We start from the raw sequence: 17,105 nt of genomic DNA, 5'->3' as shown, positions 1-17,105 counted from the left end.
GCCTCCTTGATGTAAAGAGTTTAGAAAGGTCCCTCATAATCGCCCATATCGATTTTTTCGGTGATTTTATCTTCGAACAGATCAACATACAATTTGTCATTAGGCAATATGGCGGCAAAAGCAATATCCTGTATCGTGATCTTTTGTTTCTTAAGCTGTTCACTGAGCCAGTTGATATCTTTATTTCTTTCCTCCAGATTTTGCTTAATCAGCAGGCCATCAATGATAATCTCGGTCATCAGTTTGCTCTTGGGCGGGTGCATATGCATGTCTTTGGCGGTTACAGGCTGATTCTCAGGTTTCAAAACAACCGAGAGGCTACCATCCGGTTCCAGAATCGCATAATCCAAAGTCGTAATATCAAATACATCCTTTTGCCGCAGCATCATGGTCAATTCATCAAATTTGACTCGCATTTTACTCAGGTTTTGTTCAAGAATTTTACCGTTCTGGATGATCAATGTAGGATCAGAGTCCATTAGTTTGGAAATGGTGCGATTTTTCAGCGTAATATACTGAAAGATGATCGTAATGATTGTGAAAATGGTCAAGGCCACAAAATGAATCCACGCCTTGGAGGAAAGATCGGTTGCAAAAGTCCCGGCAATGGAACCGATTGTGATACCGTTAATGTAATCAAAATACGTCAAGTTACCCATCTGCTGTTTGCCCAGCACCCTTGTATAGATGATCAGGGTCAGAAAGGCAATAATAGACCGTACGGCAACAACCCATGTTTCTTCCATCATATATGTATCACCTTCCTTTATTTCACCGTAGCTGTAATAAGAGATTGTTTAAAAAGTTTGCTTTTGAACATGTATTATAACAAGCTTTTCCTATGCTGGAGGATCTTATGCTTGAACGCAAAAAACCGAAACCTGGGTATGTATCCCAAGCTTCGGTTTCATTAAATACCTATATTAGTTGAACTGATTCATTTACACGTTAATCATTATACACCTGAATAGGCCATAAATCCGCCATCTACCGGAATGACTGTGCCAGTGACAAAGCCGGATTGTCTTTCATCCGCAAGCCACATTAATGTGCCAAGCAGGTCTTCCGGTTTGCCAAAGCGGCGCATGGGTGTATGCGCAATAATTTTACTGGAACGCTCCGTAGGTGAGCCGTCTGGTTGCAGTAATAGATTACGGTTCTGCTCGGTCAAGAAAAACCCGGGTGCAATAGCGTTGACACGAATACCGGATTCGGCCAGATGAACGGCGAGCCACTGCGTGAAGTTGTTAATGGCTGCCTTCGCAGCGCTGTACGCTGGAACTTTCGTCATGGGCGATGGGGCGCTCATGGAAGAAATGTTTATGACAGTAGCGGGAACATCACGCTCTATCATATGTTTTGCAAAGATCTGAGTAGGGATGAGAGAACCGACAAAATTCAGATCCATCACCTGACGAAATCCCTCTACACTTACATCGAAAAATGTAGTGACATCGCTCTTTTCCAGATCTTCCAATCTGAAAATTTCATTGGTGGTGTTGGCACTGGCGTTATTGCCACCGGCGCCATTGATCAGAATATCACATGGTCCGAGCTGTTCCAGCACCGCATCTGCCGCTGCTTGCACACTATCGGCCTGGGTTACGTCACAGGCAATAGCAATCGCTTTGCCACCGGCAGCTTCTATCGCAGATACAACTTCCTGTCCCTTGGACACCGTGCGGTTCAGGATGGCTACACTTGCACCGTGCCGAGCGAGTTCTTCCGCCATGGAGCGGCATAATACTCCGGCACCTCCGGTGATTACAGCTGTTCTACCTTCAAGACGAGATGAGCGTTCATATTGGTGTTCACTCATGCTTTTGCCCTCCTTTGCAGGGAATCCCAGACACCCCAGAGATACATGATCCCCAAAGCCCGGTCATAGAGTCCATAACCAGGTCGGCACTGTTCTCCCCAGAGATGACGACCGTGGTCGGGTCTTGCATAACCTTCATAACCGATATCGTGATAAGCCTCAACAACCCCTGCAATATCAACACTTCCATCCTGACTGCGATGTGAGGTTTCGATAAAGTCGCCGTTATCGTAGATTTTTACATTACGAATGTGGGCAAATGGAATCCGATCCTTGAACTCGTGTATCATCCCGATAATGTCATTATCAGCATTCGCTCCCAAAGAGCCACTGCATAGTGTCACGCTGTTGTAAGGGCTATCATAAAGATTCAAATATTTCCGAACATTCTCCTGACTTGTAATAATCTTTGGTAATCCAAAGATTGGCCATGGCGGGTCATCCGGATGGATGGCCATTCGAATCCCCAGCCGTTCGGCTGTAGGAATAATCTCTTGCAGGAAATAACGTGCGTGCTCCCACATATGATCCTCGGTTACATCCTTGTAGGCTTCGAACAGACCTGTTAAATACTGCAATCGTTCTGGTTCCCAACCTGGCATGGTGAGTGCGGAGTTTTCGGTAATGCGTCGAACCAGTTCCAGGGGTTCTATATCCGCGAGTTTACTGTGCTCATAGAAGAGGGCAGTTGAGCCATCCTCCATTTCCTTGTGCATATCCGTGCGAAGCCAGTCGAAGATCGGCATAAAGTTGTAACAGATGACCTTCACACCCACCTGAGCCAGTTTCTCCATTGTTTTAATATAATTTGCAATGTATTTATCCCTTGATGGCAGGCCCAACTTGATATCCTCATGGATGTTCACACTCTCAACGACATCCAGATGTAACCCGGCCTTGTCCGCTGCTGTTTTGACAGCGAGTATTTTGTCCATCGGCCATTCCTCGCCAGCAGGAACATCGTGCAGTGCCCACACAATACCTTCAACACCCGGAATCTGCCTGATATGATCCAGCGTTACCGTATCATTGCCTTCGCCGAACCAGCGAAAAACCATTCTCATCACGTTCACCTCATCATGAATAGTAGGAAGAAAAATTCAGTCATTGAAAATAGGACGGATATGTATCCTGCAGGACAGCCAAATCGGTGACAGTTAAATGCAAATGTTCCTGCATCAGTCGCTCTGCTGTGTCGGCATCATGCTGCTGAATGGCCTTAACCATAGACCGGTGCTGTTCAATCAGGTGATCCCACTGGTGGTCCGAGGACAGGCGTAACATGCGACTTCGATTCAAATGTACATTCATCTGCTGGATAACAGTCCAGGTGTTGCTTTTGTTGCAGCCTGCAAAAAGAGTGCTATGGAATTCCTCATCCAATTGGAACATTCGTTCATCATCCGGTTTGACTCTGCATTCCTGTTGCCACGCAAGGTTCTGTTCAAGAGCTACCATCTGTTCGTTCGGAAAATTCTCGCAGGCTAGCCTGATTACGGCTCGTTCGAGCTGTTCACGCATGAACCGTGCTTCCTCAACGAGATCGACCTGAATCAGAGAGACGTATGTGCCACGCTGTGGATACACTTCGAGCAGACCTTCCTGTGCAAGCCTTACAAAACTTTCTCGAACAGGTGTCCGGCTTACCTGAAACTCCAGCGAAATTTCCTTCTCAGAAATAGCTGTTCCCGGAGGCATTTTCAGACTCAAAATGAGTTGTTTCAGCGTGAAGTAAACGACATCTCGCGTTGAGTAAGATTGCTTATTATTCATGGAAGACATATTGCTCGCAACAGGCAACAAACCGGCTTTGGATGATAACTTTGGGGTATATTCCACAACTTCAACTCCTTCAATGACATACTACCATACTTGTATGGTAGTATGGAAGCGCTTTATAAGCATTATATTAAATTTAGTTGATGGTTCACTTGCAGTTCAAGTGATTAAAGAGTACAATTCAGTCATTAGGTTCGAATGTTTAAACCAACAGACATCAAACAGAGAAATATACGTAGAAATAATGAAGAAGAAATAGTATAGAGGTGAAACCATGGGACAAAAAGCAATTAACGTTTTTCAAACCTGTATTCCGTTATTTCAGGTGTTAAGTGACAACCATCGTCAATCCATTTTGCTGACACTTACCGAGAAGGGCAGAATGACGGTGAATGAAATTACCGAACAATCCAGCCTATCCCGTCCAGCCATATCTCATCATCTCAAGCTGTTGTTAGAGAAAGGGCTTATATCTGTGGAACAGAAGGGCACACAGCGTTATTATTCGGCTTCATTGAATGCATCGGTGGAACTGCTGAAGGAACTGGTAGCTGCTTTGGAAGAAGAGTGTCTGTAGATTAATAGTGATCAAACATGCTTTTGCATGTGTCTTATAGGTTCGTAAGTTTAAACGCTTGATCAATAATGAATAGAGGAGTATGTATATATGACAACGACTATACAGGAAGTAACCAGTCAGGAAGTTGAACAGATTTTGGAGCAACAACGACAGTTCTTTCGTTCCGGGGCAACAAGATCGGCAGAAGCTCGAATTGCACGTCTGACCCAACTGAAGCAGGCCATTCAAAAGTACGAATCCAGACTGACAGAAGCTCTCTATCAGGATTTGGGCAAAAGTGAGTTCGAATCTTACACAACCGAGATCGGATTTATGATGGACAGCATCACACACACCATTCGTAAAGTGAATAAATGGGTGAAACCCGTTAAAGTGAAAACGCAAATGGCGCTCCTGGGTTCCAAAAGTTATATCATACCCGAACCCTACGGGGCGGTTCTGATTATCGGACCGTTTAATTATCCCTTTCAACTCTTAATCGAACCATTGGTAGGTGCTATTGCAGCAGGTAACACAGCCGTGCTCAAAGCGTCAGAGAATACACCTGCGGTGTCCGCTGTTGTCCGTGAAATGATTGCGAGCGTATTCGAACCAGCATACGTACAAGTGCTTGATGGTGCAAAAGATACAACGACAGCGCTGATTAACGCGCCATTCGACTATATCTTTTTTACAGGCAGTGTACCGGTAGGCAAGATTGTGATGGAGGCAGCTGCCAAAAATCTCGTCCCCGTTACGTTAGAACTGGGAGGCAAAAGTCCGGTCATCGTTGATGAACAGGCGGATATCAAAGTAGCTGCGGAGCGCATCATATGGGGCAAACTGCTCAATACAGGACAGACCTGTATCGCACCCGATTATTTACTTGTGCATGAGCGCGTGAAGGGACAGTTAGTTACAGAGATGAAGGCAGCGATTGTGTCCTTCTTTGGTTCGGATATCCAGCACAACAAGGACTATGGGCGAATCGTGAACAAGGGACATTTTAAACGTCTGACGACTCTGATCGAAAGAGATCAGGCCAAAGTGATATATGGAGGAGCTTCGGATGAGGAAGATCGCTTCATTGAACCTACACTGATTGATGCGGAGTCCTGGGATGCAGCAACGATGGAAGATGAGATTTTTGGACCGATTCTGCCGATCATTAGTTATCGTAACCTGGATGAAGCTATTGTAGAGATCGTAAAGCGGCCGAAACCACTCGCCTTGTATCTGTTTACTTCCGACACCCGGGTTCAGGACAAGGTGCTGCGCGAAGTTTCTTTTGGAGGCGGCTGCATTAACGATACCATCACGCATGTAGCGAATCCACGTCTGCCGTTTGGCGGTGTTGGTCATTCCGGTGTTGGCTCGTATCATGGGCAGTACAGCTTCGAAACCTTCTCTCATCTCAAAAGTGTACTGAAAAAAAGCACCAAATTGAATCTGCCGATTCTGTATCCACCGTATGATAACAAGCTGAAGCTGATTAAGCGTTTGTTGAAATAACACTTCATATTAAATACAGAGAACATCTTGAATCGAATTATGAAAAAGTTGAATCAAGCCCGACAGCCTGCTACTGGACCTATTCCAGAGCAGGCTGTTCCTGTCGGTAACGGGAGGGTGACATGCCGGACCAGCGCTTGAATTGACGACTGAAATGGGCAATATCCTTATAACCAAGCATGACGGCAATATTTTGAACGGACAGCTTCGGATTGCCCAGAAGAAGCTTCGCTTCATGCAAGACCAACTGGGATAATACAGCACGAGGAGACTGTCCGAACACCTGCTTAAACACGCGATTACAGTGAGAAGAACTGATGCCCAGCTCTGCTGCAATATCATCAATGCCATAGTGACCGTTGGACTCGTGTCCCTGTTTGAATTGCTGACTCATCAGGCCTTGCAACCGATTACGAATCTGGTGGGCGAGTTCGATCTTCTCGTGTCCGTCGGTAAACCAGTGAGCTGCCTCTTTCGAGACCGCCTCCCACAGATGGCCAAATAGTTCAAATACCGCAGATTGAAGCTGCATACGCTGTACCATCGTATTTGCTGTTTCATCATCCGCAGATGACATCAATTTGCGCAGAACCGGCTCAATCTGCTGTGTAACCGGACTATCCGCACTGAATCGCACTTGTTTGATGCGCGCCAGCAACGATAGGAACAACTGATCATCAATGTCAAAATGCATGCAAAAATACGTGAATCCCTTACCGTTATGGCTCTGACTTGAATGAATGCTTCCCGGAGGAATCAGGAGCAGTTCGCCAGTCTTTTGAATGTATAGGGTACCATTCACCATCATGCGTTGCTCGCCTTCCGTGACATAATTCAATTCATATTGAGGGTGCTCATGTGCCGGATAATCCCAGTCCATACCCACACTTCGTAAATGAATGGCAAACAGATTGACTGTTGTTTGTACATCTGGATAAAAAACTTCATGGACACTTTCTCCCAAAGTAGGAGGCAAATACGTTGAAGACATGGAAGATCCTCCTTCATAAGAGGTTGTTCAAAAAATGTGATTTTGATTACGCACGTATATCTAATGGAATGTTTTTGTGTAACCGCTTTAATCTATTATAGTCTATCAGCTTGATTTGGGTAAATATCCGATTGATTTGATCATGGTCGGAGGTGGAACCACGTGTTAGGATGGGGCTAATGAAAACGTATGCAACCATTCTGAGAGGGGTTATGATTCATGAAAACATCCAAATCCATCTTTTATAATGCACATCACGCACCGATTGGTGCTTTTGCGAGTTTTACACTGGGTTACAAAGGAGCCAAAGGCGGGCTCGGTCTTGAACTCGGCAAGCCGGCTGACCAGAATGTATATATTGGATTACAATCTCGCGATGGCGACAATTATCAGGCGCTTCCTTTTTATGAAGCTTCCGAGGATGAGAGCAGCCGCTATGATGTAGAGAAGTTGGAGAATGGGGACACTGCGTCGACAACAGCGACCAAAGTTCCACAACCTCTTATTACGGCTTTTCGCGATGAAGATATTACCCGTGAATTTACCTCAGGTACGGATACGTGGACTGCTGGAGATCTGACGTTCCGTATCTACTCGCCTGTACGTCCAGTACCTGATCCAACGAATGGGGATCGTGAAGAATTAATGGATGCACTCGTACCTGCCGTATTGGTTGAGATGAGGATTGACAATACGGCAGGTCAACAACCCCGCAAAGCCTACTTTGGTTATCAGGGCAATGATCCGTACTCTGCGATGCGTCTGATTGGGGGACCGGAAGGTGGCTCCATCACAGGTGTGGGACAAGGTCGACTTACAGCGATTATGTCAGCAGATGATGGACTGTGGCCCGCACGCGGATTTACGCTGGAGAAACTGTTGCAGGAGAAACATCGGGAGAATCTGGCATTTGGACTTGGCTCAACCGCTGCACTACTGATGGAGGTGCCGGCTGGAGAGAAACGTACGTATCAATTCGCAGTATGTTTCTATCGCGGGGGCATTGTGACGACAGGAATGGACACAACGTATTGGTATACGCGGTACTTCTCCGATATTCAGGCAGCAGGAGAGTATGCACTTCAACGCTTCAGTGAGTTGACTGCATCCTGTGGAGAGGTTGAACAACGCCTTGGATCGGCTGCTTTGACCGAAGATCAATCATTCATGCTTGCTCATTCCATTCACAGCTATTATGCCAGTACTCAACTGCTGGATGCCGATGGCGAGCCGCTATGGGTGGTGAACGAAGGGGAGTATCGGATGATGAACACACTTGATCTGACGGCTGATCAGTTGTACTTCGAGCTTGCCTTGAATCCATGGACGGTGCGTAATGAGCTGGAGTGGTTTGTGAAACGATACAGTTATACGGATCAGGTTCGTTTCCCGGGGGAAGAGAAGTTATATCCGGGCGGAATTACCTTTACCCATGATATTGGTGTTGCCAATGTGTTCTCACGCCCTGGACACTCGGCATATGAGCTGGTTGGCATTGACGACTGTTTCTCACAGATGAGCCACGAGGAGCTGGTGAACTGGCTCTGCTGCGCGACAGTATACATTGAACAGACACAGGATCAAGCTTTTGTGAAAAACATGTTGCCTGTTATCCAGGATTGCTTCGAAAGTATGCTTAATCGTGACCATCCCGACGCAGAGCAGCGTAACGGTCTGATGGGTCTGGATAGCAGCCGTACCCAAGGTGGAGCGGAGATTACAACCTACGACAGCCTGGATGTGTCACTTGGACAGTCTCGCAATAATATCTATCTGGCGGGTAAATGTTGGGCGGTCTATGTTGCATTGGAGAAGCTGTTCGCAACTGAGAAGTTGGCCGATCTGTCCCATCAAGCTGGACTTCAAGCGGATCGCTGCGCTGCCAGTATTGCTGCACAGTTGACTGATGGCGGCTACATACCGGCTGTGATTGCAGAAAATAATGATTCTCGAATCATTCCGGCGATTGAAGGTTTGGTGTTCCCGTACTTTACAGGCTGTGAAGCAGCACTGGATGTCAATGGTCGTTTTGGACCTTATCTGAAAGCACTCCAAACTCATCTGAAGACGGTTCTTGTACCGGGAACATGTCTGTTCGAAGATGGAGGCTGGAAACTGTCCTCAACAAGCAATAACTCGTGGCTGAGCAAAATCTATTTGTCCCAGTTTATCGCTAGAGAGCTGCTGGGTGTGGAATGGAATGAGACAGGCAAGGCTGCAGACGCGGCTCATGTCAACTGGCTGCTGCATCCGGAGGAATCCTACTGGTGCTGGAGTGATCAGATCCTGTCTGGTGTGGCGGTTGGCAGCAAGTACTATCCGCGTGGTGTAACGTCGATCCTATGGCTACTCGAAGGAAAAGGGAATCACCTTGGGCAGATCTATGCCAGCAAGGAGGCGGTACAATGAGCCAATCCGTCGTTCAATCTGCTTTGTCGGGTCCACAGTACGATGCGTGGCTGGGGTATCACTCTGAATTGCCAAGAGCGAATGAGTTTACCAAAAAGACGGCTCCTGCATGGAGCAAACTTATACTGGCGGAAGAGAACCATGGAGTGATCACAACAGCTCTGACCGAACTTTCACGGGGACTGGAGAGGTTATATGGCGTGAAACCGTCGGTCAGTCATCTGTCTGATGCTCAGGAAAATGAACGGGACAATCTCGCTTCCGCTCCCGCAATACGAATCGGCACTTGGACAGGGAGCGATTCCGTGGCTGGGTTGTTCAGCGAGACAGAGCGTTCAACTGTTCAAGGGGAAGGGTACATCATTCGTGAGAACGAGACCGAGGGTGTACTCGTCATTGGGTCAGAGACTCCCCAAGGTGTGCTGTATGGTGCATTTCATCTGCTTCGAGAGCTGACAATGGATCAAGGAAGTGCACATGAGGCGGATGACGCTGTGAATAAGTGGAGCTTCATTACAGAACAGCCAACCAATGCGCTACGGATGATTAATCAGTGGGATAACGTGGACGGCAGCATTGAGCGTGGTTACGCAGGAGACTCCATTTTCTATGATAACGGGGAATTTACGCTGGACTTGGTACGCATCCGGGATTACGCACGTTTGCTCGCTTCCACGGGAATCAATGCCATATCGATCAACAACGTCAATGTACACCGCCGTGAGAGCCTGTTTCTGACGGAACGTTATCTTAGTGATGTGGCGAAGGTTGCCGCTGAATTCAGAGCGTATGGTATTCGATTGTTCCTGTGCGCCAACTACGCAAGTCCAATTGAGATTGGTGGATTGCGTACAGCTGATCCGCTGGATGCGCAAGTACGGGAATGGTGGAACATTCAAACGGCCAAGGTGTACGCAGCGATTCCCGATTTTGGCGGTTACCTGATCAAGGCAGACTCCGAGAATCGTCCGGGACCGTTCACGTATAACCGTGATCATGCCGATGGTGCGAACATGTTGGCTGAAGCCCTTCGGCCATTCGGTGGATTGGTCATCTGGCGTTGCTTCGTCTATAACTGCAAGCAGGACTGGCGGGATCGTTCCACAGACCGTGCGCGGGCAGCCTATGACCACTTTACGCCGCTGGACGGGCGTTTTGCCGAAAATGTCATTTTGCAGATCAAAAACGGGCCGATGGACTTTCAGGTGAGAGAGGCGGTATCCCCGCTGTTCGGCGCCATGGAAAATACAAATCAGGTGATTGAATTTCAGATTACACAGGAGTATACCGGGCAACAACGTCATCTCTGTTATCTGGTTCCCCAGTGGAAAGAAGTATTGGACTTTGACACATACGCCAAAGGCGAAGGTTCAGAGATCAAGCGAATCGCGGACGGTTCTCTGTATAAACGACCATACAGTGGCTTCGCCGCAGTATCCAATATTGGTGCAGATGCCTGTTGGACAGGACATCCACTCGCGCAGGCGAATCTATATGGATATGGAAGACTTGCGTGGAACCCGGAGCTGTCCGCGGAAGAGATTGCTGATGAGTGGGTGAGACTCACATTTGGACATGAAGACGAAGTTGTGCGGCAGGTTACGGGCATGCTTTTGAATTCACTAGATATCTATGAGAATTATACTGCGCCTCTCGGTGTGGGTTGGATGGTTAATCCGGAACATCATTACGGGCCGAATGTAGATGGATACGAGTATTCCAAATGGGGAACGTATCACTTTGCCGATTGTCATGGCATTGGTGTAGATCGAACCGTGAACAGCGGTACAGGATACACTTCACAGTATCACCCTGAGAATGCTGATCGCTATGAGTCTGTAGACACCTGTCCGGATGAGCTGATCTTATTTTTCCATCACGTGCCGTACACCCATGTTCTGCATTCGGGTAAAACGGTCATTCAGCATATTTATGATACACACTTTGAAGGTGTTGCGCAGGCGCAGGCGTTAGCCGAGACATGGAGAGGGCTGGAGGGCAAAATCGACCCGGTTATTTTCAGTAAAGTTGCTTCATTACAGGACAACCAGGCCGAACATGCCAAGGAATGGCGGGACATGATCAATACGTACTTCTATCGCAAGAGCGGCATTGCGGATGAACAGGGTCGAACTATCTATTGATTGGTGATGTGAAGAAAGAAGATACCTTGTTTTCTTTGATGTACAATAGACAGCATGGACATACATGAGGAGGAGAACCGTATGGGACAATATCAACTGCCCGAGACCATGAAAGCTGCTATCATGACAGAGCCAGGACACATTATTATTGAGGAACAACCCGTCCCGCAACCGGCAGCGGATGAGGTGTTAATCCAGGTAATGGCCGTCGGGGTGTGTGGCTCGGATGTGCATTATTTTGAACATGGACGCATTGGCAGATTTGTGGTGGAGAAACCGATCATTCTGGGTCATGAGTGTGCGGGGATCATTGCTGCTGTTGGCTCGAACGTATCCCGTCTGAAAACAGGGGATCGAGTTGCTATTGAGCCTGGGGTGACTTGCGGACGTTGCTCGGCATGCAAGGAAGGTCGTTATAACCTGTGTCCGGATGTACAATTTCTAGCGACCCCTCCGGTGGATGGGGCATTTGTACAGTACATGGTGATACGTGAAGATATGGTATTCCCGATCCCGGATCATCTGTCTTATGAGGAAGCAGCTATGAACGAGCCATTCTCTGTTGGTATTCACGCTGCACGCCGCAGCAAGTTGGCTCCGGGTACAACCCTGGCGATTATGGGTATGGGTCCCGTTGGACTCATGGCTGTGGCTGCTGCCAAATCTTTCGGTGTAGAGAAGATCATTGTAACGGATCTGGAGGAAGTTAGGCTGGAAGCAGCTCGCCGCATGGGTGCCACTCATACCATTAATGTGCGGAATGAAGATGCGCTGGCTGTGATTCGCGAGTTAACAAATGGTGTGGGTGTGGATACCGCATGGGAAACAGCGGGGAATCCGAAGGCGCTACAATCTGCTCTGTATTCACTTCGACGTGGAGGAAAACTTGCGATTGTGGGCCTGCCTGCACAGGATGAGATCGCACTTAATGTTCCATTTATTGCGGACAATGAAGTTGATATCTATGGCATATTCCGTTATGCCAATACGTATCCGGCAGGAATTGAGTTCCTGAGCTCCGGCCAGCATGACGTGATGTCTCTGATTACAGATCGTTATTCACTCGAAGAGACACAGCAAGCGATGGAGCGTGCATTACACAATAAAAGCGGCAGTCTGAAGGTCATGGTATATCCGAATGGTATGTAAGAACAACCTGGAAGAGTCCTGCGGTTAAGGACTCTTTTTTTGTTTTTTGCAAAAAAAGTATGGGTCAAGCTCCCATAACATGGTATAATTCATGAAGATTTTAATATATAAATGGATACACACCATATTGGTGAATAAGTACTTAGCGAAAGGAACTGAAGGTTGTGAGAGTACATGAATTTATGATACACGCTGATTTTCATCGGGATGATCTGATGTCGGTATCTTCTCAAGCGTCACGTTTTTCCTCGGATATTATTTTGTCGTATATGGAGTCTGAGCATGAGCATCGTGTAGATGTCAAAAGCCTGCTTGGAATGGCGTTACTACCCATTCGATATGGTAGTGTTGTCAGATTACAGACAAGAGGCAGGGATGAACTGGAGGCTTTGGAGTACATGTTGAATGTACTGGAGAAAGGGACGGCGTGACACTCGATTAGGTGCAAAGTCACAGATATCATATTTTTTTTAGTTATTCCTCAAAACCTGCTGGTACTTTGTCCAAAAAAAGAGTATAATAAAATGTAGTTTGATTCTAAAGAAGTACCCATATTAAAGGAGTGTAAATAGATTATGCCAAAAGTTGACATCCATCCAAAGACACAACTCGTAATTTTTTACGATGCAAGTGCTGATTTCAAATTCCTGAGTTCTTCCACGAAGTTCTCTAACGAAACTATGGAATGGGAAGACGGTAACTCTTACCCAGTAATCCGTGTGGACACTAGTTCCGCATCCCACCCGTTCTTCACTGGTAAACAAAGAAACGTGGATATCGGTGGCCGTGTTGATAAATTTAACCGTAAATACAACATCACCAAATAAGTTTGTCCATACATTACAAAAAAACCTCGGGATTTGTCCTGAGGTTTTTTTGTGTACATATTCAGGGTAAAGGCTAGTGAATTTTACTTGAAATTAATATTTGTAACTATATAAATTGAGATAAACATTTACACAAAACGGAGAGGACAGAAAGAACCTGAAGAAGTGGAGCGTTCGCCTTTATCCCCGGATTTAACCTTTATAAAAGGAATCAAAAAAATCTGGGGATAACAGCGATCGGAAGGTTGTTGTGTCATCGAAGTGACCAGTGTAAATATTCCTTAGTTCAATTTATATAGAAATATCCATTTCATAAAAATTAATTCAACCAATTATTGCGCTTACAACACATTCGGATGTACACTAGGAAACGAGTACGAACATATTGGAGGAGGAAATAGAGATGAGCAGCATCACACATATGGTAACGTTTACACTTTACGCGGGTAAAGATACACCGGAGGCCGAAGCCTTTTTGAAGGAAAGTTCAGATGCACTGGCTGTCATTCCTGGGGTAGAGCAATTTCAGGTTCTGAAACAGGTAAGTGAGAAGAATGAGTTTGACTACAGTTTCTCGATGGTCTTTGTGGATCAGGCTGCGTATGATGCATATAACAATCACCCGGTTCACCGTCAATATGTAGAAGAGCGTTGGGAAAAGGAAGTCAGTCGCTTCCAGGAAATTGATCTCATTCAACATCATAATTAATAGTCTCCACATATAGGGAAAAAGTTGAACTACCATATACAGCATTGAACAATGCTGTATATCTCTCTGAATAATGCGTAATTAATGAACAAAAGTAACATATTTCCGAAATCGTTTTCGACCAAATGGATTCAAGGAGGTTTTCGCTGTTATGCAATTGGATCTCTCAGGAAAAACGGCTCTGGTTACAGGCGCAACCGGACAGCTGGGGAGAGTCATCGCCCGCACGTTGGCAGCCTGTGGCGCCAATCTGGCTCTACATTACATAAATAATGATACCAAGGCTCGGGAGCTTCAAGGTGAGATTGAAGCACTCGGTCGTCAGGCTGTTATTGTACAGGGAGATATTACAAAGCGGGATACAGCATTTCGGATGCGTGATGAGATTCAGTCTGTCCTCGGCGGAGTGGATATCGTTGTTGCCAATGCGGTCATTCAATATGAATGGACAACGGTGTTGGAACAGTCTCCTGAAGATTACTTGAGCCAGTTTGAATCCTGTGTCATGCAAAGTGTGTATCTTGCCAAAGCTTTCATACCGCATATGCAAAACGTCAGAGCCGGTCGCTTCATTGGTATCAATACAGAATGTGCGATGCAAAATTTCGCTCATCAATCGGCCTACACCGCTGGTAAGCGTGGAATGGACGGTGTATATCGCGTACTTGCCAAGGAGGTTGGTGAGTATCAGATTACCGTAAACCAGGTTGCACCTGGATGGACAATTAGTGAACGTGATCGGTCCAGTGAGCCTGGACATGATGAGGCATATACGCGTACCGTGCCGCTGAAGCGCAGGGGTGAAGATCAGGAAATCGCCAATGCGGTAGCTTTTCTCGCTTCGGACCTGTCCTCATTTATCACAGGTGCCTATATCCCGGTTAGTGGTGGCAATGTGATGCCTGCTATCTAGTGTCTGATTGAATTCGGGGATTTCACATAAAAATGAATTAACTGAGTTTAACCGTAATCCGTTTGTCATTCGACAAGCGGATTTTTTGGCATTTTGCTATAGCTGGAATAAAGGTTTAAGGGGCTGGTTTTGTTTCATATATCCAGACATACATATTGAGTTGGTTCGGTTTTCGAAAGATTGGGGTATAAGAATAGGTATATTAACCGAGTGGAAACATAATCAAAATGAGCAATTAAAGGAGACCCATCACTTATGAAAAAAACAGTCGCGGACGTTCTGGTTGAATCCTTATTGAACGCTGGCATCAAACGTATATATGGCATTGTTGGAGACTCCTTGAATGCGGTACTCGACTCCATTCGTCGTTCTGGGAAGATTGAATGGATTCATGTACGACATGAAGAAGTAGCTGCATTTGCTGCTGGGGCGGACGCTGAGGTCAGTGGAAGTATCGCTGTCTGCGCAGGTAGCAGTGGTCCTGGTAATATGCATCTGATTAATGGTCTGTATGACTGTCACCGCAATCGTGTTCCTGTACTCGCTATCGCTGCACATATCCCAAGTGACGAGATTGGCAGTGAATATTTTCAGGCGACCCATCCGGAGTATCTGTTTCAGGAATGTAGTCATTATTGTGAAGTCATTACAACAGCCAAACAGATGCCGCGTTCTCTGACGATGGCCATTCAGACAGCAGTTGCACGTTCGGGTGTGTCCGTCGTTGTATTGCCGGGGGATGTAGCAGGACTTGAAGCAGCGGATCTTCCTGTACCTGAGCATGTGTATCACGCAACCAACCCCGTGGTACATCCTTCTGAGCCGGAACTCGTGAAACTGGCGGAGTATCTGAATCAAGGCAAAAAAATTACGTTGTTGTGCGGTGCAGGCTGCGCGGGCGCTCGGGAACCCCTTATGCAGCTCTGTGATCGCTTGAAATCCCCGATGGTTATTGCACTACGAGGCAAGGAATATTTGGAGTATGACAACCCCTATTCCGTGGGTCTTACGGGTCTAATTGGGTATTCATCCGGTTATCATGCCATGATGGACTGTGATGTATTATTAATGCTGGGAACGGATTTCCCATATCGTCAATTCTATCCCGAAGATGCAAAAGTCCTTCAGGTCGACATTCAATCTTCCCATCTGGGTCGGCGCACGAAGCTGGATTACGGCGTATGTGGGGATGTGAAAGCGACCATTGAAACTTTACTTCCTTATCTAACAGAAGAACACAGTGACAAACATCTGCGTAAAAGTGTGGATCGTTATGTGAAAGTACGCAAAGATCTGGACGAGCTGGCCGTTGGAAAACCGGGTAAAAAGCCCATTCATCCGCAGTACCTGACCAAGGTCATTAGTGATGCCGCAGCTGAAAATGCTATCTTCACCTGTGATGTCGGTACTCCGACAGTATGGGCGGCCCGTTATATCGAGATGTCTCGTAATCGCAGACTGCTCGGTTCATTCAGTCATGGTACGATGGCAAACGCTTTGCCACAGGCCATTGGTGCTCAGGTCGCTGATCCGGGCAGACAAGTCATCTCTTTGTCGGGTGATGGCGGTATTACGATGCTGATGGGTGATCTGTTGACATTGAAACAGCATAATCTGCCGATTAAAGTTGTGGTGTTTAATAATGGAGCACTCGGTTTTGTTGAGCTGGAGATGAAAGCTGCCGGATTCCTGGAATCGGGAACAGAGCTTGTCAATCCCAACTTTGCGATGGTTGCTCAAGCCATGGGCATGGAAGGTATTCGGGTTGAGGATCCGGATGAACTCGAAGGAGCTGTACAGCGTGCGCTTCAGCATGAAGGTCCTGTGTTGATTGACGTGGTGGTGAATCGTCAGGAATTGTCCTTACCTCCGAAGATTGAGTTCAAACAGGCGGAAGGATTCACCTTATGGATGATGAAAGCCGTGCTCAACGGACGAGGGGACGAAATTATTGAATTGGCAAAAACGAATTTGCTGCGTTAAAGTGTTTCAAAAAGCGGATATGCACCGTTTGAAGTTGTAGAGATACTGACTTAAAAAGTATTGTATATGTAAAAGAGGAGCATGCAACAAGACGTTATAGTTGTATGCTCCTTCAATAAAAATGCTGAATATGTGACAAGTGATATAGTATGAATACATATTATATGATTTGTTTTTATATCGAAAGTCTATTAGAATAGGTAAAGTCAGGAAGGTTTTATGCCATTTTTGACCTACATATTGCATCATTGCATGTAAGTACGTTTCATATCGTATTCATCGATCCAATCACAAGATGACACACACACATG

Annotated in this window: 15 protein-coding genes; 10 read left to right on the top strand and 5 right to left on the bottom strand. The window is 46.4% G+C overall.

Going from position 1 to position 17,105, the window contains the following annotated elements:
* Nucleotides 1-20: 20 nt before the first annotated feature.
* The 4 genes from MHI52_RS17135 to MHI52_RS17120 form a co-directional block, all read right to left on the bottom strand.
* Entirely contained in the window at nt 21-749 is a 729-nt protein-coding gene (locus MHI52_RS17135; RefSeq protein WP_105599036.1) for a DUF421 domain-containing protein, read from the bottom strand.
* A 206-nt stretch (nt 750-955) separates the two neighbouring features.
* On the bottom strand, nt 956-1,819 hold the full coding sequence (locus tag MHI52_RS17130; RefSeq protein ID WP_036613819.1) for an SDR family oxidoreductase: 864 nt from the start codon (nt 1,817-1,819) through the stop codon (nt 956-958).
* The gene (uxuA, locus tag MHI52_RS17125; protein ID WP_091029633.1) at nt 1,816-2,883 is read right to left on the bottom strand and encodes a mannonate dehydratase; all 1,068 of its coding nucleotides are present in this window, start codon (nt 2,881-2,883) and stop codon (nt 1,816-1,818) included. The genes MHI52_RS17130 and uxuA overlap by 4 nt, the downstream gene beginning before the upstream one ends.
* A gap of 40 nt (nt 2,884-2,923) precedes the next feature.
* A complete protein-coding gene (locus MHI52_RS17120) occupies nt 2,924-3,601 on the bottom strand; it encodes a GntR family transcriptional regulator (protein ID WP_026081054.1) in 678 nt (225 codons plus the stop codon).
* A 271-nt stretch (nt 3,602-3,872) separates the two neighbouring features.
* Here MHI52_RS17120 and MHI52_RS17115 point away from each other — a divergent pair, with 271 nt between their 5' ends.
* Both MHI52_RS17115 and MHI52_RS17110 read left to right on the top strand, forming a co-directional pair.
* Nucleotides 3,873-4,175 carry an ArsR/SmtB family transcription factor gene (locus MHI52_RS17115; RefSeq protein WP_405157326.1) on the top strand — a complete coding sequence of 101 codons (303 nt, stop codon included), beginning with the start codon at nt 3,873-3,875 and terminating at the stop codon, nt 4,173-4,175.
* 90 nt (nt 4,176-4,265) lie between these two features.
* Nucleotides 4,266-5,669, top strand: coding sequence for an aldehyde dehydrogenase (locus tag MHI52_RS17110; RefSeq protein WP_405157325.1), 1,404 nt, complete (start codon nt 4,266-4,268; stop codon nt 5,667-5,669).
* A gap of 79 nt (nt 5,670-5,748) precedes the next feature.
* Here MHI52_RS17110 and MHI52_RS17105 read toward each other — a convergent pair whose 3' ends face one another.
* Entirely contained in the window at nt 5,749-6,660 is a 912-nt protein-coding gene (locus tag MHI52_RS17105; RefSeq protein WP_405157324.1) for an AraC family transcriptional regulator, read from the bottom strand.
* A 219-nt stretch (nt 6,661-6,879) separates the two neighbouring features.
* Here MHI52_RS17105 and MHI52_RS17100 point away from each other — a divergent pair, with 219 nt between their 5' ends.
* The 8 genes from MHI52_RS17100 to poxB all read left to right on the top strand — a co-directional run bounded on the left by MHI52_RS17100 (nt 6,880) and on the right by poxB (nt 16,794).
* On the top strand, nt 6,880-9,069 hold the full coding sequence (locus MHI52_RS17100; RefSeq protein WP_405157323.1) for a glycoside hydrolase family 52 protein: 2,190 nt from the start codon (nt 6,880-6,882) through the stop codon (nt 9,067-9,069).
* Nucleotides 9,066-11,213, top strand: a complete 2,148-nt coding sequence (locus tag MHI52_RS17095) for an alpha-glucuronidase family glycosyl hydrolase (RefSeq protein WP_340030496.1) — start codon at nt 9,066-9,068, stop codon at nt 11,211-11,213. The genes MHI52_RS17100 and MHI52_RS17095 overlap by 4 nt, the downstream gene beginning before the upstream one ends.
* Nucleotides 11,214-11,294: 81 nt before the next feature.
* Nucleotides 11,295-12,362 carry an NAD(P)-dependent alcohol dehydrogenase gene (locus tag MHI52_RS17090; protein WP_340030495.1) on the top strand — a complete coding sequence of 356 codons (1,068 nt, stop codon included), beginning with the start codon at nt 11,295-11,297 and terminating at the stop codon, nt 12,360-12,362.
* 164 nt (nt 12,363-12,526) lie between these two features.
* Nucleotides 12,527-12,793 carry an HPr family phosphocarrier protein gene (locus MHI52_RS17085; protein WP_026081056.1) on the top strand — a complete coding sequence of 89 codons (267 nt, stop codon included), beginning with the start codon at nt 12,527-12,529 and terminating at the stop codon, nt 12,791-12,793.
* 144 nt (nt 12,794-12,937) lie between these two features.
* Nucleotides 12,938-13,189, top strand: coding sequence for a type B 50S ribosomal protein L31 (locus MHI52_RS17080; RefSeq protein WP_036613829.1), 252 nt, complete (start codon nt 12,938-12,940; stop codon nt 13,187-13,189).
* Between the two features lie 403 nt (nt 13,190-13,592).
* Complete coding sequence (locus MHI52_RS17075; protein WP_076250438.1) at nt 13,593-13,898, top strand: Dabb family protein; 306 nt, start codon at nt 13,593-13,595, stop codon at nt 13,896-13,898.
* 151 nt (nt 13,899-14,049) lie between these two features.
* Nucleotides 14,050-14,811, top strand: coding sequence for an SDR family NAD(P)-dependent oxidoreductase (locus MHI52_RS17070; protein ID WP_076250441.1), 762 nt, complete (start codon nt 14,050-14,052; stop codon nt 14,809-14,811).
* A gap of 255 nt (nt 14,812-15,066) precedes the next feature.
* Entirely contained in the window at nt 15,067-16,794 is a 1,728-nt protein-coding gene (poxB, locus tag MHI52_RS17065) for a ubiquinone-dependent pyruvate dehydrogenase (protein ID WP_076250443.1), read from the top strand.
* Nucleotides 16,795-17,105: the final 311 nt, after the last annotated feature.

Origin of the sequence: Paenibacillus sp. FSL H8-0283, from assembly GCF_045040675.1 — a bacterium.
In the GTDB taxonomy this organism is placed as follows: domain Bacteria; phylum Bacillota; class Bacilli; order Paenibacillales; family Paenibacillaceae; genus Paenibacillus; species Paenibacillus amylolyticus.
The sequence above is the reverse complement of the archived record's forward strand: the minus strand, read 5'-3'. Positions and strand labels throughout refer to the sequence as shown.